This is a genomic window from Nitratireductor alexandrii (assembly GCF_004000215.1).
Lineage (GTDB): Bacteria > Pseudomonadota > Alphaproteobacteria > Rhizobiales > Rhizobiaceae > Mangrovimarina > Mangrovimarina alexandrii.
This window is the reverse complement of sequence record NZ_RBVY01000001.1, coordinates 182826-204484: the sequence shown is the minus strand read 5'-3', so window position 1 is coordinate 204484 and position 21659 is coordinate 182826. Positions and strand designations below refer to the sequence as shown.

General features: G+C 67.0%; 20 protein-coding genes and 1 tRNA gene. 9 read left to right on the top strand and 12 right to left on the bottom strand.

Translation table 11 applies throughout. The annotated features are described in order from the left end of the window. Positions 1 to 6: 6 nt before the first annotated feature. From pdeM to EP380_RS00970, 3 genes are read right to left on the bottom strand one after another with little or no spacing between them, the layout of a single operon-like run. Complete coding sequence (gene pdeM, locus EP380_RS00980; protein WP_106572111.1) at positions 7 to 714, bottom strand: ligase-associated DNA damage response endonuclease PdeM; 708 nt, start codon at positions 712 to 714, stop codon at positions 7 to 9. Then, positions 711 to 3233, bottom strand: coding sequence for a ligase-associated DNA damage response DEXH box helicase (locus EP380_RS00975; protein ID WP_127595652.1), 2523 nt, complete (start codon positions 3231 to 3233; stop codon positions 711 to 713). Before EP380_RS00975 ends, pdeM begins: the two co-directional genes overlap by 4 nt. A gap of 39 nt (positions 3234 to 3272) precedes the next feature. After that, positions 3273 to 4250 (bottom strand): class I SAM-dependent methyltransferase, encoded by a 978-nt coding sequence (locus EP380_RS00970; protein WP_127595649.1) that lies wholly within the window; start codon positions 4248 to 4250, stop codon positions 3273 to 3275. 115 nt (positions 4251 to 4365) lie between these two features. On the opposite strand from EP380_RS00970, the gene EP380_RS00965 reads away from it, so the two are divergent. Next, positions 4366 to 5376: a ligase-associated DNA damage response exonuclease gene (locus EP380_RS00965; protein ID WP_127595646.1), complete on the top strand. Its 1011-nt coding sequence runs from the start codon at positions 4366 to 4368 to the stop codon at positions 5374 to 5376. A gap of 6 nt (positions 5377 to 5382) precedes the next feature. Here EP380_RS00965 and EP380_RS00960 read toward each other — a convergent pair whose 3' ends face one another. Further along, the gene (locus EP380_RS00960) at positions 5383 to 5706 is read right to left on the bottom strand and encodes a hypothetical protein (RefSeq protein ID WP_127595643.1); all 324 of its coding nucleotides are present in this window, start codon (positions 5704 to 5706) and stop codon (positions 5383 to 5385) included. A 103-nt stretch (positions 5707 to 5809) separates the two neighbouring features. On the opposite strand from EP380_RS00960, the gene EP380_RS00955 reads away from it, so the two are divergent. After that, positions 5810 to 7411, top strand: a complete 1602-nt coding sequence (locus EP380_RS00955) for a cisplatin damage response ATP-dependent DNA ligase (RefSeq protein WP_127595640.1) — start codon at positions 5810 to 5812, stop codon at positions 7409 to 7411. Positions 7412 to 7416: 5 nt separating this feature from the next. On the opposite strand, the gene EP380_RS00950 is transcribed toward EP380_RS00955, so the two are convergent. After that, on the bottom strand, positions 7417 to 8610 hold the full coding sequence (locus EP380_RS00950; RefSeq protein WP_127595637.1) for a hypothetical protein: 1194 nt from the start codon (positions 8608 to 8610) through the stop codon (positions 7417 to 7419). 255 nt (positions 8611 to 8865) lie between these two features. Between EP380_RS00950 and EP380_RS00945 the strand changes: the two genes are divergently transcribed. Continuing rightward, positions 8866 to 9819 (top strand): NAD(P)H-dependent flavin oxidoreductase, encoded by a 954-nt coding sequence (locus tag EP380_RS00945; protein ID WP_127595633.1) that lies wholly within the window; start codon positions 8866 to 8868, stop codon positions 9817 to 9819. Next, positions 9816 to 10697, top strand: a complete 882-nt coding sequence (locus EP380_RS00940; protein WP_238719656.1) for a DMT family transporter — start codon at positions 9816 to 9818, stop codon at positions 10695 to 10697. Before EP380_RS00945 ends, EP380_RS00940 begins: the two co-directional genes overlap by 4 nt. A 31-nt stretch (positions 10698 to 10728) precedes the next feature. Here the strand turns inward: EP380_RS00940 and EP380_RS00935 are convergent, their stop codons facing one another. Beyond that, positions 10729 to 11175 carry a MarR family winged helix-turn-helix transcriptional regulator gene (locus EP380_RS00935; RefSeq protein WP_106572105.1) on the bottom strand — a complete coding sequence of 149 codons (447 nt, stop codon included), beginning with the start codon at positions 11173 to 11175 and terminating at the stop codon, positions 10729 to 10731. Positions 11176 to 11248: 73 nt separating this feature from the next. Between EP380_RS00935 and EP380_RS00930 the strand changes: the two genes are divergently transcribed. The 3 genes from EP380_RS00930 (at position 11249) to dgcN (ending at position 13739) form a co-directional block, all read left to right on the top strand. Beyond that, positions 11249 to 12331 carry a WD40/YVTN/BNR-like repeat-containing protein gene (locus tag EP380_RS00930; RefSeq protein ID WP_106572104.1) on the top strand — a complete coding sequence of 361 codons (1083 nt, stop codon included), beginning with the start codon at positions 11249 to 11251 and terminating at the stop codon, positions 12329 to 12331. Positions 12332 to 12378: 47 nt separating this feature from the next. Continuing rightward, positions 12379 to 12657 carry a MoaD/ThiS family protein gene (locus tag EP380_RS00925; RefSeq protein WP_106572103.1) on the top strand — a complete coding sequence of 93 codons (279 nt, stop codon included), beginning with the start codon at positions 12379 to 12381 and terminating at the stop codon, positions 12655 to 12657. 83 nt (positions 12658 to 12740) lie between these two features. Further along, positions 12741 to 13739, top strand: coding sequence for an N-acetyltransferase DgcN (dgcN, locus tag EP380_RS00920; protein WP_127595630.1), 999 nt, complete (start codon positions 12741 to 12743; stop codon positions 13737 to 13739). 24 nt (positions 13740 to 13763) lie between these two features. Here dgcN and EP380_RS00915 read toward each other — a convergent pair whose 3' ends face one another. The 5 genes from EP380_RS00915 to EP380_RS00895 form a co-directional block, all read right to left on the bottom strand. Next, positions 13764 to 14684, bottom strand: coding sequence for a DMT family transporter (locus EP380_RS00915; protein WP_106572101.1), 921 nt, complete (start codon positions 14682 to 14684; stop codon positions 13764 to 13766). A 103-nt stretch (positions 14685 to 14787) separates the two neighbouring features. Next, positions 14788 to 15939: a D-alanyl-D-alanine-carboxypeptidase/endopeptidase AmpH gene (gene ampH, locus EP380_RS00910; RefSeq protein ID WP_127595626.1), complete on the bottom strand. Its 1152-nt coding sequence runs from the start codon at positions 15937 to 15939 to the stop codon at positions 14788 to 14790. A gap of 187 nt (positions 15940 to 16126) precedes the next feature. After that, on the bottom strand, positions 16127 to 16927 hold the full coding sequence (locus EP380_RS00905) for an FAD binding domain-containing protein (protein WP_127595623.1): 801 nt from the start codon (positions 16925 to 16927) through the stop codon (positions 16127 to 16129). Between the two features lie 139 nt (positions 16928 to 17066). Beyond that, complete coding sequence (locus EP380_RS00900) at positions 17067 to 19415, bottom strand: xanthine dehydrogenase family protein molybdopterin-binding subunit (RefSeq protein WP_106572098.1); 2349 nt, start codon at positions 19413 to 19415, stop codon at positions 17067 to 17069. 128 nt (positions 19416 to 19543) lie between these two features. Continuing rightward, entirely contained in the window at positions 19544 to 20044 is a 501-nt protein-coding gene (locus EP380_RS00895) for a (2Fe-2S)-binding protein (protein ID WP_127595619.1), read from the bottom strand. A gap of 314 nt (positions 20045 to 20358) precedes the next feature. Between EP380_RS00895 and EP380_RS00890 the strand changes: the two genes are divergently transcribed. Beyond that, positions 20359 to 20434 (top strand) — tRNA-Thr (locus EP380_RS00890). Positions 20435 to 20737: 303 nt separating this feature from the next. On the opposite strand, the gene EP380_RS00885 is transcribed toward EP380_RS00890, so the two are convergent. Continuing rightward, positions 20738 to 20980 carry a hypothetical protein gene (locus tag EP380_RS00885; RefSeq protein WP_127595616.1) on the bottom strand — a complete coding sequence of 81 codons (243 nt, stop codon included), beginning with the start codon at positions 20978 to 20980 and terminating at the stop codon, positions 20738 to 20740. Positions 20981 to 21116: 136 nt separating this feature from the next. Between EP380_RS00885 and EP380_RS00880 the strand changes: the two genes are divergently transcribed. Next, entirely contained in the window at positions 21117 to 21611 is a 495-nt protein-coding gene (locus EP380_RS00880; protein ID WP_127595613.1) for a DUF2165 family protein, read from the top strand. Positions 21612 to 21659 lie beyond the last annotated feature (48 nt).

Here is a 21659-nt window from a genome sequence, read left to right as displayed (position 1 = left end):
CCGGCCCTATCCGGGCCGCAGCAGGGCGCCTGCGATCGGATAGACGCGGTCGCGTCCCAGCATGTAGGCGTGCAGGCGCGCCGGCTCGAACAGCCCCCACAACACGCGCTCGCGCAGGTTCAGCATGCCGGTGAAGGCGCCGAAAGCCGGCATCACCAGCCGCCGCCCGTCAGTGGCAAAGCAGCGCCGCCGCACCGAGCGCCCGCGCCGCACGATGCGCGCGCCGGGGTGGAGATGGCCGGCGACCTCGCCGGCCGCGTCGGCGCGACTCGGCTCGTGGCGAAAGACCAGGCGACCGACGGCGATTTCGCGCACCGTCGATCCGGGCAGGCCGGCGGGCGGCTCCGGATCGTGATTGCCCGCGACCCAGAACCACTCGCGGCCGTCCATCAATGCCATCAATCGCGCCCGGAACGGCTCGGGCATGCGCGCGGCGCCCCAGCCGTCGTGAAAACTGTCTCCCAGGCTGATGACGATCTCGGGCCGGTAGACCTCGATCAGTTCCCTCAGCAGCGCCAGCGTGGCGGCCGAATCGTAGGGCGGCATCAACGCGCCGCGCCGTGCCAGCGCCGAGCCCTTTTCCAGATGCAGATCGGAGACCACCAGCAGGCGGTGGTCGGGCAAGAACAAGGCCCCGCGATGATCGAGCATCGCCGCCTCGCCGTTCAAATCGGCGAGCGATGTCGCGTCCTGCGGCCTTGCTGCCAGATTCATGTCGGTCCCATCGCGTCCTCGATCAGATCGCCGGCGGCCTCCGACAGCAACACGTCGTTGGCCTCGCCCGTCACCGGCTCGCGCCCGATCTCCAGCATCACCGGCACGGCGAGCGGCGAGATGCGCTCCAGATGCTTATGCACGATTCGCCCGCGAATCCGCGACAGCATTTCGCCGAGCCGGTGAATGTCGAGCAGCCCGGCGGCGGCATCGGCGCGGGTCGCGCTGAGCAGGATATGGTCGGGCTCGTGGGCGCGCAGGACGTCGTAGATCAGATCAGCCGAGACGGTCACCTGGCGGCCGGATTTCTCCTGGCCGGGATAGCGTTTCTCGATCAGGCCGGCGATCACCGCGCAAGCGCGGAAGGTGCGTTTCAACAGCCAGCTCTCGGCCAGCCAGGCTTCGAGGTCGTCGCCCAGCATGTCTTCGTCGAACAGCTCGGCCAGCGACAGCCGTCCCGACCCGATCATGCCGCCCATGTCGCGCAGCCCCCAGATCGCCAGCGCGTACTCGCTGGCGACGAAGCCGAGCGGCTGGGCGCGGGCGCGCTCCAGCCGGCGCGTCAGCAGCATGCTGAGCGTCTGGTGCGCCAGCCGTCCCTCGAACGGATAGACGATCATGTAATGGCGGTCGCCGCGCGGAAAGGTTTCCACCAGCAGGTCGCGGCGCTTCGGCAGCACCGACTTGTCGCGCTGCAGGCGCAGCCAGTCGGCAACCTGCGCCGGCAGGGCCTGCCAGCGCGCCGGATCGGCGATAATGCCGCGCACCTGATCGGCGAGATAGCTCGACAGCGGAAACTTGCCGCCGGCATAGGAAGGAACCATCGCGTCGCTGCCGGCGGCGTTCGACACATAGGCCTCGTTCTCGCGGATGCCCTCGAAACGCAGCACCTTGCCGGAAAACATGAACGTGTCGCCGGGGCTCAGCGTCTCCAGGAAATATTCCTCGACCTTGCCGAGCACCGGTCCGCCGCGCGAGGCCGTACCGCGACCGGCGCGCACGTAGCGCACATTGAGCATCGGCGCCTCGATGATCGTGCCGACATTCAGCCGGTATTGCTGGGCGACGCGCGGATGGCTGATGCGCCACAACCCATCCTTGGTCCGGCGGATGCGTGCATAGCGCTCGTAGCTCTTGAGCGCGTAGCCGCCAGTGGCAACGAAATCGACCACCTTGTCGAACGTGGCGCGGTCGAGCGCGGCATAGGGCGCGGCGGTGCGGATCTCGTCGAACAGCGCGTCGGCCGAAAACGGCGCCGCGCAGGCCGCGCCCAGAACATGCTGGGCAAGCACGTCGAGCGTGCCGTCGAGCAAAGGGGGCGTGTCCTGGGCGCCGATATAATTGGCCTCGAGCGCGGCGCGGCATTCCATCACCTCGAAACGGTTGGCCGGAACGAGTATGGCGCGGCTCGGCTCGTCCATGCGGTGATTGGAGCGGCCGATGCGCTGGGCGAGCCGGCTCGCGCCCTTGGGCGCGCCGACATGCACGACCAGGTCGACGTCGCCCCAATCGATGCCGAGATCGAGGGTGGAGGTGGCGACGATGGCGCGCAGGGCGTTGTCTGCCATCGCCTTTTCGACCTTGCGGCGCTGGCCGACGTCGAGCGATCCGTGATGCAGCGCGATCGGCAGGCCGTCCTCGTTCACGCGCCACAATTCCTGAAACAGGATTTCGGCCTGGCTGCGCGTGTTGACGAACAACAGCGTGGTGTTGTGACGGCGGATCGCCTGGTAAAGCTCGGGCACGGCGTAGCGCGCCGAGTGGCCGGCCCAGGGCACGCGCTCGTCGGAGGCGAGAATGGTGATCTCAGGCTTGGCTCCGCCCTCGACCGCGATGCGGTCGGCCATGCGGCCGGGTGGGTGCTGCGGCACGAGCCAGCGCCTGAGCGCGTCTGGATCGGCGACCGTCGCCGACAGGCCGATGGTCTGCAGGTCCGGAGCGAGCCGGCGCAGTCGCGCCAGCCCAAGCGACAAGAGATGGCCGCGCTTGGAGACGACCAGCGAATGCAGCTCGTCGAACACGACATAACGCAGTCCGGCGAAAAACCGTTCGGCGTCCGCGGACGCGATCAAAAGCGCCAGTTGCTCGGGCGTCGTCAGGAGGATGTCCGGCGGGACGTGTTTCTGACGCTGCCGCTTGTGGGTGGGCGTGTCGCCGGTGCGCGTCTCGATGGCGATCGGCAGGCCCATCTCGGCGACCGGCTTACCCAGATTGCGTTCGATGTCGACGGCGAGCGCCTTGAGCGGTGAGATGTAGAGCGTATGCACGCCGCGGAAGGCCTGGCCGGGTTTGCGCGGTGCGCGGGCGGCGAGCCCGGTCAGGCTGGGCAGAAACCCGGCCAGCGTCTTGCCCGCGCCGGTGGGCGCGATCAACAGCACCGAGGCGCCGCGCTGGGCGCGGGCCAAGAGCTCGATCTGATGCGCACGCGGCGACCAGCCCCGCTCGGCGAACCAGCGCAGGAAGGGCTCGGGCAGGCGCGCGGCTGTCTCGCCGTCGAAAAGGCTGATTTGCTCGCTCACACGCCAGAACTAAACCAGAACGAACTGGCCGCCAAGCCGCTATCGCGCCACCGGGCGGGCGGGCCCGACGGCGTGGGGATCGTCGAGCCGTTCGACGGCGCCGACCGAGACGGTGCGGCGCGCGACGAGGATCAGGCCGGCGACGGCTTCGCCGCGATCGCGGCGCAGTTCCGTCTCCTCTATGAAAACGAGCTCGAAACCGCTGCGCGTCAACAACGCCCGAAGATGATGCGGGGCATGCGCGAAACGCCGCGACGACCGCAACATCATCGGCTCCGGGCCATCGTGGAGTTCGACCGAGAAGGCGAACAGCCCGTTCGGCTTCACCATGCCCGCGACCACCGACACGATCCGGTCCAGCGCGCCGAGATAGATCAGCACGTCGGCGGCGACGACGAGATCCGCCCGGCACGCGCCGGCTTCCATCACGGAAAGATCGACGCGGTCGAGCCGATCGTAGAACCGTTTCGCCTCCGCCTTGCGCAGCATGGCGCGCGAAATGTCGTTGCCCTCCAGGAAACTGGCCCGGCCACGCAGCCTCTCGCCCATCAGGCCGGTGCCGCAACCGAGATCGACGACATGCGCGAAGGTGCGCGCGCCGAGGCGGGAGAGAGCCCCGGCAATCAGGTCGGGCACCCGGTAGCCGAGCTTCTCGACCAGCGACATGTCGAAACGGTCCGCATATTGGTCGAACAGCGTTTCCACGAAGGCGGCCGGCGCCGTCTCGATCCCCTGCGCGGCCCCGATCAGGCAGAGCTTGAGGCTGGCGCCCATGCGGTCCGAGGGATCGAGCCGCAGCGCCTCGGTCCAGGCTCCGGCCGCGCCGGTCAGATCGCCTACCTCTTCGCGCATCTCGCCGAGCCGGAACCAACCCGGCGCCCAGCCCGGTGCCAACGCCAGCGCGTCGGCCATCAGATCGATGGCGGCGGGCTTGTCGCCCATATCCCACAACATAGCGGCATAATCCGCCCGCCGGTCGGCGATGCGATCTCCGGAGCAGAAAAAGGGCATGGTCATTCGGTTTTTCCAAAACCGCAAAAAGCGGGCGAGGCTTATCCGCCGGCTTTCCCGCTTTGGCAAGAGGATTTTTTCGCGGGGTTCCTCCGGGCCGGCAACGCGCTATCTTACTCCCATGCGCGCCCCGGACCTGCTTCATCCGCGCCCCGAGGGGCTTTATTGCCCGGCCGGCGATTTCTTCATCGATCCGGTGCGGCCGGTTGCGCGCGCGCTGATCACGCACGGCCATGCCGACCACGCCCGCGCCGGTCACCATGCCGTGCTGGCCACCCGGGAAACGCTCGACATCATGGCGCTGCGCTACGGCGCGGATTTCGCCGCCAGCAGCCAGGCCGCCAAGCTGGGCGAGACGACGACGCTTGGCGGGGTGCGGGTTTCGTTTCATCCCGCCGGCCACGTTCTGGGCTCGGCCCAGATCGCAGTCGAAAAGGACGGGTTGCGCATCGTCGCCTCCGGCGACTACAAACGCCGGCACGACCCAACCTGCCAAGACTTCGAGCCGGTCGCCTGCGACGTCTTCATCACCGAAGCCACGTTCGCCCTGCCGGTCTTCCGCCATCCCGACGACCGCGGCGAGATCGCCCGGCTGATCAGGTCGGTGGCCCAGTTTCCCGAGCGCGCCCATCTGGTCGGCGCCTATTCGCTCGGCAAGGCGCAGCGCGTGATCGCACTTTTGCGCGCCGCCGGCCATGACGGCCCGATTCACATTCACGGCGCGCTGGAAAAACTGTGCGCCTATTACGAAAGCCGCGGCATCGCGCTCGGCCCGCTCGCGCCGGCAACCGTCGATGACAGCGAGCGCGGCCGTTTCGCCGGCGCGGTGGTGATCGGCCCGCCGGCCGCCTTCGCCGAGCGCTGGGCGCGGCGCTTTCCCGATCCGGTGTCGGCCTTCGCCTCCGGCTGGATGCGGATTCGCCAGCGCGCCAGGCAGCGCGGCGTCGAGCTGCCGCTGATCGTGTCGGACCATGCCGACTGGGACGAACTGGTCGCCACCATCGGCGAGACCGGCGCCGGCGAGGTGTGGGTCACGCATGGCCGCGAGGAGGCGCTGGTGCGCTGGTGCGAGCTTCAGGGCATCAAGGCCCGGCCGCTCCACCTCGTCGGCTACGAGGACGAGGGCGACTGATCGGTGTCAGCGAACCTCGTTCACATCCAGTTGCGCGATCTCCTCACCTTCGTGACGGATATGGACCTGCGTATAGGCCCCCGCGCCCGCCTCTTGAGTGTAGCGGGCAGGGCGGAAGGCGACGAGTTGTATTCCGGCATCCCCTTCCTGCTCGATGGAAAGTTCAAGAATCAGGATCTGCGGATTGATCCCCTGGGGAACGGCCGGCCTGAGTTTGGGCACCATGTTCCCCGCGCTGGTTTGGACCTCGCCGGTCACATAAAGCGTTGGCGTCACTCCGGGCATCAGATCATGCCAGGCCCGCCATTGGATCGAAATTACTCCCGTCATTTCCCCTACCCCAACGTTGAGTTGTTAAACTAGGCTTTATGCAATCTATCATAGAATTTTTACCCGGAGAAACGCTCTCCTCCGCGTTTGGCGGCATACGCGCGTGAGACGCTTCGCCGAACTGCTCGACCGGTTGGTGCTGACGCCCTCGCGCAACGCCAAGCTCCGGCTGCTGGTCGATTATTTCGCCACGACGCCGGACCCCGATCGCGGCCTGGCGCTGGCGGCACTGACAGGAGATCTCGACATACCCGGCATCAAGCCGGCCATGCTGCGCGCCCTGGTCGGCGAGCGTATGGATCCGGTGCTGTTTGCCTATTCCTACGATTATGTCGGCGATCTCGCCGAAACGGTCTCGCTGGTGTGGCCCACGACGCACAAGCCGTCAGACGGACCGGCGCCGCGTCTTGGCGAGGCCGTCGAGGCCTTGATGGCGGCCGGGCGCGTGCGCGGCGCAGCCGTCTTCGCCGGTCTGCTCGACAGGCTCGACGCCTCGGCCCGGTTCGCGCTGATCAAGCTCGCCACTGGCGGCCTGCGGATCGGCGTGTCGGCGCGCAGCGCAAAACAGGCGCTGGCGGCAATGGGCGACGTCGACATCGCCGAGATCGAGGAGTTGTGGCATGGGCTGGAACCGCCTTATCTCGAGCTGTTCGCCTGGCTCGAAGGGCGCGCGGAGCGGCCGCAGGCCAGCGCGCCGGCGCTGTTCAAACCGGTCATGCTCGCCAGTCCGCTCGGCGAGCGCGATCTGGAGACGCTCGATCCCGACGACTATGCGGCCGAATGGAAATGGGACGGCATCCGCGTGCAGGCGGTCGCGGAACGGGGCCGCGCCCGGCTCTACTCGCGCACCGGCGACGACATCTCAGCCGCCTTTCCCGACATAATCGACCGTCTGGATTTCGAGGCCGCGCTCGACGGCGAATTGCTGGTCGGCCGACCCGATGGCGAGACCGGCAGTTTTTCCGACCTGCAGCAGCGGCTCAACCGCAAGACGGTTTCGGCCCGCACGCTGGAGACCCATCCGGCCTTCATCCGCTGCTACGACCTGTTGCAGCTCGAGGGCGAGACGCTGCGCGACAAACCCTTTCGCGAACGGCGCACAAGGCTGGAAGGTTTTGTCGGCACGCTCGCCTCACCGAAATTCGACCTGTCGCCGCTGGTTCGGTTCGACAGCTGGAGCGCGCTCGAGGCTTTGCGGCGCGCGCCGCCGCACCCGGTGATCGAAGGCGTCATGCTCAAGCGCTGGGACGCGGCCTATGTCGCCGGCCGACCGAAAGGTCCCTGGTTCAAGTGGAAGCGCGATCCCTTCACGGTCGACGCGGTGCTGATGTACGCCCAGCGCGGCCACGGCAAACGGTCGAGCTATTATTCGGACTATACGTTCGGGGTGTGGACCGGCGCGGCGGAGGCGCCCGAGCTTGTCCCGGTCGGCAAGGCCTATTTCGGCTTCACCGACGCGGAATTGCGACAGATCGACAAATTCGTGCGCGACAACACGGTCGAGCGCTACGGCCCGGTCAGGGCGGTGCGCGCCGAACCCGGGCACGGGCTGGTGCTGGAAATCGCCTTCGAGGGGCTCAACCGCTCGAAGCGGCACCGCTCGGGCCTGGCGATGCGCTTTCCGCGCATCGCGCGTCTGCGCTGGGACAAGCCGGCGGGTGAGGCCGACAGGCTCGAAACCCTGCAGGCGCTGCTCGACCGGTAGGCCGGCTACTGCGCAATCGACACCCGGATCTCGAAAATGTCGACCGCCCTGGCGCCGGCGTCGACGTCGGGCACGATGGCGATCGTGCCTGCCGCCCCCGGCGCCGCGTCCGGCATGGCGAGGTCGAACAGGTAGTCCGAACGCGTCGGCACGACGCTGTAGCGGTTGCGGCCGCAATCGCCCAATTCGCCGAAATTGCAGGTAACGGAAACCTGGGTCTCCTCGCCCTCCTCGGACCGCGCGACAATGTCGAACAAAGCGCGCCGGCCGGCGATCTGCTGCAGCACGCCCTGGCCGACATCGAACAGGACCGGCGTGTCGGCACCCTCGCCGCGGATCCGCAGCGCCGGCTCGCCATCGGAGTCGACCACCTCCGCGCTCGCCCCGGCGGGCGTCACCACCGCGCCCGGATTATCCGGGGAAAAGATCGTGATCCAGTTCCGCTCTTCGCTCGGCTCGCTTCCAAGCCTTGGCGGGTCGGCCGGTTGGAATTCCTCTTCCTCGAGCGTCTTGGGCGGGTTGGGCACAGACGTGTCGCGCTCCTCGGGCGAACGCAGCAGACCCTGTTCGGACACCCACCACACACCGATGCCGACCGCGGCCACGACGGTCGCGGCCAGAAACAGCCCGGCAAACAGCCGTCCGCGACGGCGCCGCGGCGCGGGCCGGGTTTCGGCGCGCAAATCGCCGTTCTCGTCGCGTTTGACGGCAACGGTTTCGCCGCCCGTCTCGAAAGCCGGCTCGCGCCGCTCGGCCGCGCGCGCCCGGCGCGGCCCGGCGGCGGGGACGTCGGCCGCTGCCGGGGAGCGCGGGGTTTCAATCTCCACCGCCGGCGCCGCCGGCGCGTGCTTTTCCGCGACGTCGAGTTCCACACCCGGCGCCTTGCCCGCGGCCGGCTCGCGCGGCCCCGCATCCACCGCCGGCGCCGCATCCGCCGGGTCTTCGTCGCCCGGGCCGGGCCGCCCGTCAGCGGCGGTGGGCGGCGCCACGGCGGGAATGAATTCGGTTTCGATGGCGCTGATCGCCGTCTTCAGCGCCTGGCGGCGCTGGCGCAGAATGTCCGGCGTGACGTCGGGATTTGCCTGCAGCGTTCTTTCGAGCGCGGCATGAACGGATCGGTAGACCTTTTCGCGAAAAGCGCGGTCACCGGCATCGCCCTTGTCGAGGGCGTTCCTGATCGCCTTTTCAATCGGGTTCAATGCATCATTCCCATTGCGCTTTTCGTAACCGTTAGCGGCAGTGCCGCCGTCAATCAACCAAACCCGACCGGCGCGGAACGGCACGGGCGACGATTCCGGACGATGATGCCCCTACGGCAACAGTCGGTCCGCAAATCGCCACCCGGCGAACGGAGCCGGGCCGGGCGAACGAGATTCCCGGTTGCCTGCCCGACGGCATCTGCTAGAAAAGCGACGTTTACGGAAACGTCAATCAAGCCGACGCGGGAGGTGCGCATGGCGCTGCCGGACATTTTGAAGAAAAACCTCAGGATTCCGGTGGTCGGGTCGCCGCTGTTCATCATCTCGCACCCGCCGCTCGTGCTGGCGCAGTGCAAGGCCGGCATCGTCGGTGCTTTTCCCGCCCTCAACGCCCGTCCCGAGGCCCAACTGCACGACTGGCTGGCCGAAATCACCGAGACGCTTGCCGACCATGACGCCAAGCATCCCGACCGGCCGGCGGCGCCGTTCGCCGTCAACCAGATCGTGCATAAATCCAATTCGCGCCTCGATCACGATTTGCGGGCCTGCGTCGAGCACAAGGTGCCGATCGTCATCACCTCGCTCGGCGCGGTCGAGGAGGTCAACCAGGCCGTCCACTCCTACGGTGGCATCGTGCTGCACGACATCATCCATGACCGGCACGCGCGCAAGGCGATCGAAAAGGGCGCGGACGGGCTGATCGCGGTCGCCGCCGGCGCGGGCGGCCATGCCGGCACGCTGTCGCCCTTCGCGCTGGTCCAGGAAATCCGGCAATGGTTCGACGGGCCGCTGCTGTTGTCGGGGGCGATCGCCAATGGCGGTGCGATCCTGGCGGCACAGGCGATGGGCGCCGACATGGCCTATATCGGCTCGCCTTTCATCGCCACCCACGAGGCGCGGGCTGTGGAGGACTACAAGCAGATGATCGTCGACTCCAGGGCCGCCGACATCGTCTATTCCAACCTGTTCACCGGCGTGCACGGCAACTACCTCAAGGGCTCGATCGAGGCCCAGGGGCTCGACCCGGCCAACCTGCCGGTCTCCGATCCGTCGAAGATGAATTTCGACAGCCGCGAAACCAAGGCCTGGAAACAGATTTGGGGCTGCGGCCAGGGCATCGGCGCCGTCACCGACATCGTCGGCGCGGGCGAACTCGTCGATCGCCTCGCGCAGGAATACGAGGCCGCCAAGACCAGACTGGCCGCGTGAACCGGACGCGGCGCGCCGGAGACGTCGCCGCCGCCGTCGGGATGATGGTGCTTGCCTGCGCGCTGGTCGCCGGCACCACCTTGTTCGCCAAAATGCTCGGCCGCGCGGTGGACGGCGCGCCGATCCACCCGCTGCAGGTTTCGGCCGGACGCTATTTCTTCGCCTTGCTCGCGCTGGTGCCGATCATCCTGTGGCGCCGCCCGCGCTTTGCCGGCACCGCATGGGGCAACCATCTGGCACGGGTGGCGGCCGGATGGTCCGGCGTTACCTGCCTGTTCGCCGCCTCGGCGTTGATGCGGCTTGCCGACGCCACGGCGATCAGCTTCCTGAACCCGATCGTGGCGATGGTGCTGGCGATCCCGCTCCTCGGCGAGTCCGTCGGTCGCTGGCGCTGGGGCGCGGCGACGATCGCGCTCGCCGGCGCGCTCGTGCTGACCAATCCGGGCAGCGACGCCTTCCAGCCAGCGGCGCTGATCGCGCTGGCGGCGGCGCTTTTCATCGGGCTCGAAGTCGTGCTGGTCAAAAAGCTGACCAATCGCGAACCGACGCTGCGCATCCTCGTGGTCGGCAATTTCCTCGGCACCGTGCTGTCGGTCGCGGCGGCGGGGTTCGTGTGGCGCCAGCCGAGCGCGTCGCAATGGGCGCTGCTTGCCGCGATCGGGATTGCGATGGTCGCCGCCCAGGCGCTTTTCCTCGAAGCGCTGCGGCGCGGCGACGCCAGCTTCATCGTCCCGCTGTTCTATACCACCCTCGTCTTCGCCGGCCTCTACGATTTCGCCGTTTTTGGCGAAAAGCCCGGCATCTACAGCCTGGCCGGCTCGGTGCTAATCGTAACCGGCGCGGTCGCCATCGCCTGGCGGGAGAGGCTACGCGGCTGAAACCCGGCCCGGCCGCAACACCGCAGCCGGCTCATGACAGCGCCAACAGGGCGGCGCGCAAACCGTCGGCGTCGCGCCCCGGCAGCCTGGCCTCGATCTCGGCGTGGCTTGCGCGCCAGGCCGGCACGGCGGCGGCCAGCGCGGCGCGGCCGGCCTCGGTCAGATGAAGCACGCGGTTGCGCCGGTCGGCCGGATCGATTTGCGACGAGGCCAGGCCGCGCCTTTCCAGAGGCTTGAGCGCGGCCGTCAACGTGGTGCGATCCATGGCCAGCGTGGCGGCGACGTCCTTCATGCGCGGCGGCTGGGGCCGGTTGAGCGCCATCAGCAGGGAAAACTGGCCGTTCGACAATCCGTATGGGCGCAACACCTCGTCGAAATGGCGCGCCAAGGCGCGCGCCGCCCGCTGGACGTGGAGACAAAGGCAGGCGTCGCGGACTTCCAGCGTCGTGGCGAAGGTCAGCGGTTCGGGTTTTGACATGGTCACCGTATTATGTTGATATCAACGCATTGTCCAGCGCCGGCTGATCGCTGGCAGCACGAGGAGGAGCGCAATGCCCGCTAAGGTAGTTGTTCTGATCGGAACCAAAAAGGGCGTCTTCATCGCCGAAAGCGACAAGACCCGTCAGGGCTGGACCTTGCGCGGCCCCTTTTGCGAAACATGGCCGATGAACCATGTCATCGGCGATCCGCGGAGCGGCACGATCTACGGCACCGGCGGCAATGAATGGTTCGGGCCGGCGGTCTGGAAATCGCCCGATCTCGGCGCAAGCTGGACGCATTCCAGCGACGGGCTCGCCTACGACGAGGGCGAGGAGCCGGTCGCGGCCGGCTGGAGCCTGGCGCTGGCGCCCGACGGGCTTTACGCCGGCGTGCAGCCGGCCGGCCTGTTCAAGAGCGAGGACGACGGCGCAAGCTGGCGTCATCTCGACGGGCTGCAGAAACATCCAACCCGGCCGGAATGGAACCCGGGCGGTGCCGGCCTCATCCTGCATTCGCTGGTTTTCGACCCCGCCGACGCCAGGCGCATCTGGGTCGGCATTTCGGCCGCCGGCGTGTTTTACAGCGCCGATGGCGGCGATAGCTGGGAGCCGCGCAATCTGGGCACGCGCGCCGATTTCCTGCCCGAGGGCCAGAACTATCCCGAATTCGGCCAATGCGTGCACTGCCTGGTGATGGCGCCCGGCATGCCCGACCGGCTCTATCAGCAAAACCATTGCGGCATGTATCGCAGCGACGATGGCGGACGAAACTGGCACAGTATCGAGGACGGCCTGCCCTCCTCGTTCGGCTTTCCCGCCGCCGCGCATCCCAGGCAGCCCGACACGCTGTTCCTGCTGCCGCTCAACGGCGATTCGGCCGGCCGCTACGTGCCCGACGCCAGGGCCGCGGTCTGGCGCACACGCGACGGCGGCAAGAGCTGGCAGGACCTGCGCCGCGGGCTGCCGCAGGAAAACGCCTATTTCGGCGTCCTGCGCCAGGCGATGGCGAGCGACCGGCTCGATCCGGCCGGCGTCTATTTCGGCACCAGCGGCGGCGCGCTGTTTGCCAGCGCCGACGAGGGCGAAAGCTGGCAGACGATCGCCCAGCACCTGCCGGCGATCCTCTCGGTGGAAACGATGGTGCTCGACGGTTAGGGGCGAAACCCGGTCCTCCGCCTCACCCGCCTGAAGGGACTTTGCCGATGACGCAACCAAAACCGGTACGGGTGACCCTTGCCGGCGTGCTGGCCGACCTGTTTCCGGGCGCGCCGCGCCACCTCGAGGTGGAGGCCGACAGCGTGCGCGGCCTGATCGACGCGCTCGACCGGCGCTGGCCGGGCATGCGCGACCGCATCTGCGACACGCGGCCGGCGATACGCCGGCATATGAACGTGTTCGTCGACGGCGAGCGCTGCGGGCTCGAGGCGACACTCGAACCGGGCGCCCAGGTCCACATCCTCACCGCGATCAGCGGCGGATAAAACGCATGCTTGACATTGCCGGCCGGCTTGCGGCTCTATCGCGGGCCGTTCCGGCACTGATTTTCAAAAACGTTGCGACGCCCATGCTCAAGACACCTTACCTGCTCTTTCTCGGCGACGCGCCGGATCCGCTCGCGGCCAAGGTGGCCCAGGGCGTCAAGGACTGGCGGCCCGAATTCGCGCTCGCCCAGCACCGGCTCGACGGCTGCAAGGCCGATCTCGGCCTGCCGGAGATGAGCATCGCCGAGGCCCGTGCGGCCGGTGCCCAAACGATGATCGTCGGCGCGGCCAATCGCGGCGGCGTCATCGCCGAGAATTGGCGCGCCAGCCTGATCGAAGCCTGCCGCGCCGGCATGGACGTCGCCTCGGGGCTGCACAATCAGCTTGCCGACATTCCCGAACTCGTCGCGGCCGCGCGCGATGCCGGCACCCGGCTGTTCGACGTTCGCGTGCCGCAAGACACCTACCCGATCGCCGACGGCAAGAAACGCAGGGGCAAGCGTTGCCTGGCGGTCGGCACCGATTGCTCGGTCGGCAAGATGTACACCGCGCTCGCCATGGAAAAGACCATGCGCGAACGGGCGATGAAGGCGACGTTCCGTGCCACCGGGCAGACCGGCATCCTGATCACCGGCTCCGGCATCCCGCTCGACGCGGTGGTGGCCGACTTCATGGCCGGCGCCGTCGAATGGCTGACGCCGGACAATGACGACGATCACTGGGACCTGATCGAGGGCCAGGGCAGCCTGTTTCACCCGTCTTTTTCCGGCGTGACGATGGCGTTGATCCATGGCGGACAGCCCGACGCACTGGTGCTGTGCCACGAACCGACCCGCACCCATATGCGCGGCCTGCCCCATTACGGGTTGCCGTCGCTGGAAGATTTGCGCGAACTTTCGCTGTCGGTCGCTCGGATCGTCAATCCCGAGGTCCGCGTGACCGGAATTTCGGTCAATACCGCCGCCTTGAGCCCGGAAGAAGCGGCCGAATGCCTGTCTGCGATCGAAAGCCGGATGGGACTGCCGACCGTCGATCCGTTCCGCGACGGCGCCGAGCGGCTGGTCGACGCGCTAGCGGCGTAGAGCGGTCTTTCAGGTCCGGCCTTTCTATTCCGCCGCCGGCGCCACGGCTTTCTGCGCGCGCGCCAGGCGACGCTCCCTCACGACGATATAGAGCCCGGCGGCGATGGTGATCGCGATCCCCAGCGCCGCCAGTCCGTCCGGCAGGTCGCGGAAGATCACCCAGCCGATGATCGTGGCGAACGGAATTTCGAGATATTGCATCGGCGCCAGCGTCGACGCGGGCGCGTAGCGCAGCGACCAGGTCATCAGCAGATGGGCGAACGTGCCCAAAACGCCGATCGTGACCAGAAGCGCGATCTCGTTCGCCTCCGGCGCAATCATCGTCAGTTGCGGAACCGCGAACCGCCAGCCTATGGCGACCGCGACCACGAGCACCGCGCTCGCCATCAGGCCGCTGACCGCCTGCAGCGCGATCGGGTCGCTTTCGCGGGCGAGCTGGCGCGTCACCAGCATGAAGAACGAAAACGCGACCGCCACCACAAGCGGCAGCAGGGCGGGCCAGCCGACATCCTGGAAGCTGGGCTGGATGACCAGCAGCGTGCCGGCGAATCCGACGGCGCAGGCCGCCAGTCGGCGCGGGCCGACCTCCTCCTTGAGCACCAGCTTGCCGAGCAACAGCATGATGAAGGGCATGACGAAGGCGATCGCGATCGCATCGGCCAGCGGCAGGTAGCGCAGCGAGGCGAACATCGCCCCGATGCCGATCATGTGGAACAGCGTGCGCAATCCGGTCAGCCACAGGAAGCGGCGCGACAGCGCCAGCCGGATCGTCCGCCAGCCGACCCAGGGCAACAACAGCAGGCCCTGGAAGGCGAAGCGCACGAGCAGGAGCTGGATCAGCGGGATCGTGTCGCCGAGGATCTTGGCGATCGAATCGGCCAGCGGCGCCAGCGCGCAAAAGCCGGTCATCAGCGCGATGCCGAGAAGAGGACGGTCTTTGGTCATCGTTTAAGGTTAAACATCCCGGCGGCACGGCAAAATGGGCCAACACCGGCAAGCGGCGCTGCCAGCGCCCTCGCCCGCTTGCGCAGCGTTGCCGCCGCATATGTCAATCACCGGCCAACTCGACCAGCAACTGGTTGGCGAAGGCGGCCATCGCATAGGCGGCGGAAAAATCGAACTTGTTCATGCTCACGAAAATGCCGACCTGTTTTTCCGGCGCAAAGGCCAGATAAGACATCTGCCCCTGCAGCGCACCGGCCTTTTGCAGCACGAACGGGCGTTGTGCGGTCGCGTTCATCGCCACCCAGCCAAGCCCCATGCCATCCATGCGGCCGGATTCGTCCATCCCCACGACCGTCGCCAGCCCGTCGCGCCTGAGATAGACGGCGTGGTCGAGGAACCGCGCCTCGCGCGCTGCCCCGTCGGCGGTGTCGTCGAGATGCCATTGCAGCCAGCGCAGCATGTCGTTGGCGGTGCTGCGCAGGCCGCCCGACCCGGTAATCACGGCGCCCGAGGGCACGTCCGGCAGCGGCGCGCCATCGAAACCGTGACCGCTCATCAGCCGTTCGGCCATGTCGCCGGCGAGCTCGAAGCGCGTGTCAACCATACCCAGCGGGCCGGTGACGCGCTCGGCGAGCAGTTGCGGATAGAGTTTCTTGCCTGCACCAGCCAGCGCCGCCGACAGAAGGTCGAAGCCGAAATTGGAGTAGAGCACGGCGCTGCCCGGCCGGAACAGCAAGTCGTTGCCGTCGAGCCAGGTTGCGAAGGCATCGTCGGTGATGGTGGAAAACGGATCGCTGTCCGGCCCTGGCGCGCGCGGCACCTCGCGCGGCAGGCCGCCGGCATGGGTGGCAAGATCGATCAGCCGGATCGGCTGACGCTTGGCCGCCGCCGCGCCGAGCGCGTCGGGCAGAAGCGGCGCGACCGGATCGGTGAAGCCGGCCTCGCCGGCGGCGACCGCATGGGCCAGCATCGCGCCGGCGAAGGCCTTGGTGATCGAGCCGATGCGCAGCACCGTGTCGCCGGTCGGCGTCCGGCCATTGCCCTTGCGGGTCTCGCCAAGCCCGACCACCGTCGTCTCGCCATCCTTGACGGCGGCGACGACGACGCCGGGCACGTCGACATCGAGAAAGAAGATCTCGGCGGCGAACGAAACCGTCTCGTCGAGGAGCGGACCGGCCGCGGCCGGAGTGGCGGCAAAACCGGCAACCGACGAGGCAAGAAGGGCAGCGGCGAGCTGCCGGCACAGGCGAACCATGGACTTACTCCGGCCTGGGGAACGGAAATCGGACGACCGGTCGAATTAGGCGGTTTTGCCGCCCGCTGTCCACTGGCAAGGATCATTCATGCTTGCCAATCCGTGACCCGGCACACTCGGCAAAAAAATACCCCCGCACGCGGCGGGGGTATCGACACGGATGCTGCCGTTGTCGTCGCGACGCCGTTCAGGCGTTGGCGGCGGCAACCGCGCGCTTGGCCATCACCACGACCAGATTGGCGCGGTATTCGGCCGAGGCGTGGATATCGCTCATCAGGTCGCGCGACGACACCGCGACACCCTCGAGCGCGGCGGCGTCGAACTTTTTGGCCAGTGCCGCCTCGATCTCCTTGGAGCGGAAAACGCCGTCATCGCCGGCGCCGGTGACCGCGGCGCGCACGCCGTCCTTGCCCTTGGCGACGAACACGCCGGTCATGGCGTAGCGCGAGGCCGGGTTGGGGAACTTGGCGTAGCCGCATTTGGCCGGTGCTGTGAAGGTGACGGCAGTGACGATCTCGCCGTCCTTGAGCGTCGTCTCGAACAGGCCCTTGAAGAATTTCGCCGCCGCGATCTCACGCTTGTTGGTGACGATGGTGGCGTCGAGCGCCAGCATCGCCGCGGGATAGTCGGCGGCCGGGTCGTTGTTGGAGAGCGACCCGCCGATCGTGCCCATGTGGCGCACATGCGGATCGCCGATATGAGCGGCGAGACCGCAGATCGCCGGGCAGACCTTGGCGAGCTTGTCGTTGCCGGCGACCTCGGCGTGGGTGGTCGCCGCGCCGATGGTGACGGTCTTGCCGGAGACCTTGATGCCCTTGAGCTCATCGACATGGCGCAGGTCGACGAGATCGGACGGGGCGGCGAGCCTGGTCTTCATCGCCGGGATCAGCGTCATGCCGCCCGACACGACCTGGCCGTCCTCGGCCTTTTTCAAAAGCTTGACCGCATCGGCCACGGACGAAGCACGGTGATAGTTTACCGAATACATCTGGCATTCCTTTCGCTTGCGGACCGTGCGCGCGCCTGCGCGCCGGCCGTTTGCGGGGGCGCGGGCCGCGGCGCCCGACGGGCCTTGTCCGCGACCACGCTCGGCCTGGCTTGCAGGCGTCCCCGCACGGGTTTCGTCCTCAATGTTTCGCCGCGTTCAGTATCGACCACACTTTCTGCGCCGTCGCCGGCATGGTCAGATCGTTGTTGCCGATCGCGTCGGTGATGGCGTTGATGACGGCCGGTGGCGACCCGATCGCGCCGGCCTCGCCGCAGCCCTTGATGCCGAGCGGATTGGACGGGCACGGCGTGTTCGAGGTCGAGACCTGGAACGAGGGCAGATCGTCGGCCCGCGGCATGCAGTAATCCATGTAGCTGGCGGTGATCAGCTGGCCGTTATCGTCGTAGTGACACCCTTCCAGCAGCGCCTGGCCGACGCCCTGGGCGATGCCGCCATGGACCTGGCCTTCGACGATCATCGGATTGATGATGTTGCCGAAATCGTCGGCGGCGACGAACTGCACGATCTCTGTGCGGCCGGTCTCGGGATCGACCTCGACCTCGCAGATGTAGCAGCCAGCCGGGAAGGTGAAGTTGGCCGGGTCGTAGAAGGCGCCTTCCTTCAGGCCCGGCTCCATGCCTTCCGGCAGGTTGTGGGCCGTGTAGGCGGCGAGCGCCATCTGGAACCAGGGCACCGTCTTGTCGGTTCCCGCCACCTTCAGTTCGCCGTTTTCGATGACGATGTCGCCTTCGTCGGCCTCCATCAGGTGGGCGGCGATCTTCTTGGCCTTGGCCTCGACCTTGTCGAGCGCCTTGACAATCGCCGACATGCCGACCGCGCCGGAACGCGAGCCGTAGGTACCCATGCCCATCTGCACCTTGTCGGTGTCGCCATGCACGATCGAGACCGAATCGAGCGGCACGCCGAAACGATCGGCGACGAGCTGGGAGAAAGTCGTCTCGTGGCCCTGGCCGTGCGAGTGCGAACCCGTCAGCACTTCGATGGTGCCGACGCCGTTGACGCGCACTTCGGCCGACTCCCACAGGCCGACGCCGGCGCCGAGCGAGCCGACCGCGGCCGACGGCGCGATGCCGCAGGCCTCGATATAGCAGCTCATGCCGATGCCGCGCAGCTTGCCGGCCTTCTTGGCCTGCTCGCGGCGCTTTTCGAAGCCGGCATAGTCGGCCGCCTTCATCGCCGCGTCGAGCGAGGCGGCATAGTCGCCGGCGTCGTAATTCATGATCACCGGGGTCTGGTGCGGGAACTCGGTGATGAAATTCCTGCGCCGCAATTCGGCCGGGCTCATGCCCAGTTCGCGCGCCGCCGTTTCGACGACGCGTTCCACCACATAGGTCGCCTCCGGGCGGCCGGCGCCGCGATAGGCGTCGACCGGCGCGGTGTTGGTGTAGACGGCCCGCACATTGCAGTGAATGGCCGGAATATTGTACTGGCCAGACAGCAAGGTGGCGTAGAGATAGGTCGGCACCGAGGACGAAAACAGCGACATGTAGGCGCCGAAATTGGCGATCGTGTCGACCTTCATCGCCGTCATCTTGTTGTCGGCGTCGAAGGCGAGCTTGACCTCGGTGACGTGGTCGCGGCCATGCGCGTCGGTCAGGAAGCTTTCGGTGCGGTCGGCCACCCATTTGACCGGCACGCCGGTGCGCTTGGATGCCCACAGGCACACGATCTCCTCGGGATAGATGAAGATCTTGGAGCCGAAGCCGCCGCCGACGTCGGGGGCGATCACCCTGAGCTTGTTTTCCGGCGCGACATTGTAGAAGGCGCTCATCACCAGCCGGGCGACATGCGGGTTCTGCGAGGTCGTCCAGCAGGTGTAGTGGTCCTCCGCCTTGTCGTAATGGCCGAGCGCGGCGCGCGGCTCCATGGCGTTGGGCACCAGCCGATTGTTGACGATCTGCAAGGTGGTGACATGGTGGGCGGCGGCGATCGCCTTGTCGGTCGCCTCGGCCTCGCCGATCTCCCAGTCGTAGATCAGATTGCCGGGCGCCTCGGGATGAAGCTGCGGCGCGCCCTTCTTCAGCGCCGAGACGGTGTCGGTGACCGCCTTCTTTTCCTTGTAGGTGACCTCGACGGCCTCGGCGGCGTCGCGCGCCTGGCCCTTGGTCTCGGCGACGACGATCGCCACCGCATCGCCGACATAACGCACGCGGTCGACCGCCAACGGCGACCAGGCGCCCATATTCATCGGCGAACCGTCCTTGGAATGGACCATCCAGCCGCAGATCAGATTGCCGATGCCGTCTGTCTTGAGTTCCTTGCCGACCAGCACGTCGATCACGCCCGGCATCTTCTTGGCCGCCTTGACGTCGATCTTCTTGATGTCGGCATGGGCGTGCGGCGAGCGCACGAACGCGGCATGCTTCATGCCCGGCACCACCATGTCGTCGACGTAACGGCCGCCGCCGGTGATGAATCTCTTGTCTTCCTTGCGCGCCACCCGCGCGCCGATACCTTCAACACCCATTCTCATATCCTCCCGGAAATCTGGGGCTTAAACCACGTCGATCCCGCTCGAGGGCAGGGCCGGGACGGAACGCCCGGCACGGGGCCCCGCTGGACAAGCCGTCCGCCCGCCGTCGAGCCGGCCGCGGCTCAGGCCGCCTTCTTCGCCTTGCCCTTGCCCTTGGCCATCGTCTTCGACGCGGCCAGGATCGCCTTGACGATATTGTGGTAGCCGGTGCAGCGGCAGATATTGCCCTCCAGCTCGGCGCGCACCGTGGCCTCGTCGAGATTGCCGGGCCCATGGCGCTCGATCATGTCCGTCGCGGCCATGATCATGCCGGGCGTGCAGAACCCGCACTGAAGCCCGTGATGCTCCTTGAAGGCCGCCTGCACCGGGTGCAGATCGTTGCCGTCGGCCAGCCCCTCGATCGTGGTGATCTGGCTGCCGGCCGCCTGGGCGGCCAGCATCGAGCAGCTCTTGACGGCCTTGCCGTCGACATGGACCACGCAGGCGCCGCACTGCGAGGTGTCGCAGCCGACATGCGTGCCCGTCAGGCCGAGATGTTCGCGCAGAAAATGGACGAGCAGCGTTCGGCCCTCGACCGTCGCCGACACCTCGCGGCCGTTCACACTCATCGAAACCTCAGACATCGATCCTCCTCCAAAGCGCTTCGTTTTGAAAACCGCGCGATCTGTAACGCAGAAAGGCTGGTGCCGAAGATTAACGCAGCGGCACCGAGAGTCCATTGGCACAGCATTGTTTTTCCAGTGCGCGCGATGGGAATTTGGTCGCATGGTGCCACCGGCGGCAACGGCGCGCCGCGGCGGCCCGCCACCGGCAACGCGATCGGGCGCGGGCGCGCCGGCGCCACGCCGATTTGTCGCCACAGGACGCTTGAAATCGGCCGCCATTGTCGATATCACCCGCACACCGTATCGTCGGCTCGTCCAGACGCCGGCATAGGGCCGCTTTAGCTCAGTTGGTAGAGCACATCATTCGTAATGATGGGGTCGCGTGTTCGAGTCACGCAAGCGGCACCATTTTCCAATGCCAGCAGATGGATTTGCTGCAGGCTGCGTAAAGTCCTCCAAGGCTCCTCCGTTCTCGTCGTCTCTCCAACATGTGATAGGTGAGCGGCTTGATATCGGCATCCTGCAACCGCCCGGGTCACATAAGACAACATCGATCACGGCTTGGACTTGCCTTCTTCGGCCCGGCCGGACTTCATGTGCGAACGAGGTCAAATGGCAGGCCAGGCTGCGCCGGGCTCGAGCGTTGGCAGTCAACGTCCCAGCGAACCACGTGAAGGCCCAGCCGGGAGCGGCAGCGAAACGGCACCCTTCTTATCGGCCGCCCGGCCCGAGGGGATAGTCGAGCGTTATGACCAGTTCGGTCGCGGCGTCGGCTGCGACGCGAATGCGCCGCGCGTGAACGACGAAGACCGCAGAGCCATCCGCCGTCTCGAGTTCGACCTGATCGCCTCTCGCCACCCAGGCGTCCAGGACCAGCCCTTCGAGCCGGCTGGTCAAGCCCCTGCGAACCGCCTCCCGCTCGGCGGTCTTGGTTAATCTGGTTGACAACCTCATGTGAACGCTCCTGCCGCTGGACTTAGTGGAAACTCCGGTTACGGTCTCTCCAAGATGCGCCGCGCGCTCGCATCGATCCGCGGACGCCATGACAATCAGGCGCGGCCCGGAAAACGATCAACTGGAGCCCTGTTTCATGACCACACGCTATGCAAAAATCCTCATGACGCTGGCACTGGCGGCATTTGCGTTCATGGTCACCTTCAACAATATAGCCGATTACGGCTCCAATTTCGCCTTTGTGCAGCATGTGCTGAGCATGGATACGACCTTCGAGGGCAATGCCGCAATGTACCGTGCGATCACCACGCCGTGGATGTGGCACGCGGCCTATTGGCTGATCATTTTCGGCGAAGGCGCGACCTTCGTTCTGTTTCTGGTCGGGGCTCTGGCGATGATCGGCGCGCGCGGCGGCTCGGCGGCGGCGTTCAACGCATCGAAGAAATGGGTGATCGCCGCGGCCACGATCGGTTTTGGCGTCTGGTTCTTCGGCTTCATGGTCGTCGGCGGGGAGTGGTTCTTGATGTGGCAGTCCAGCACGTGGAATGGACAGGACGCCGCGTTCAAGTTCTATATGGCCATACTCGGCGTCCTCATCTTCGTGAACCAGCCCGATCATGACGTCGCCTAGGGCCGCACCCGTTTGACCGGAATCGGTCGCCGCCGGGATTTTGCGGTC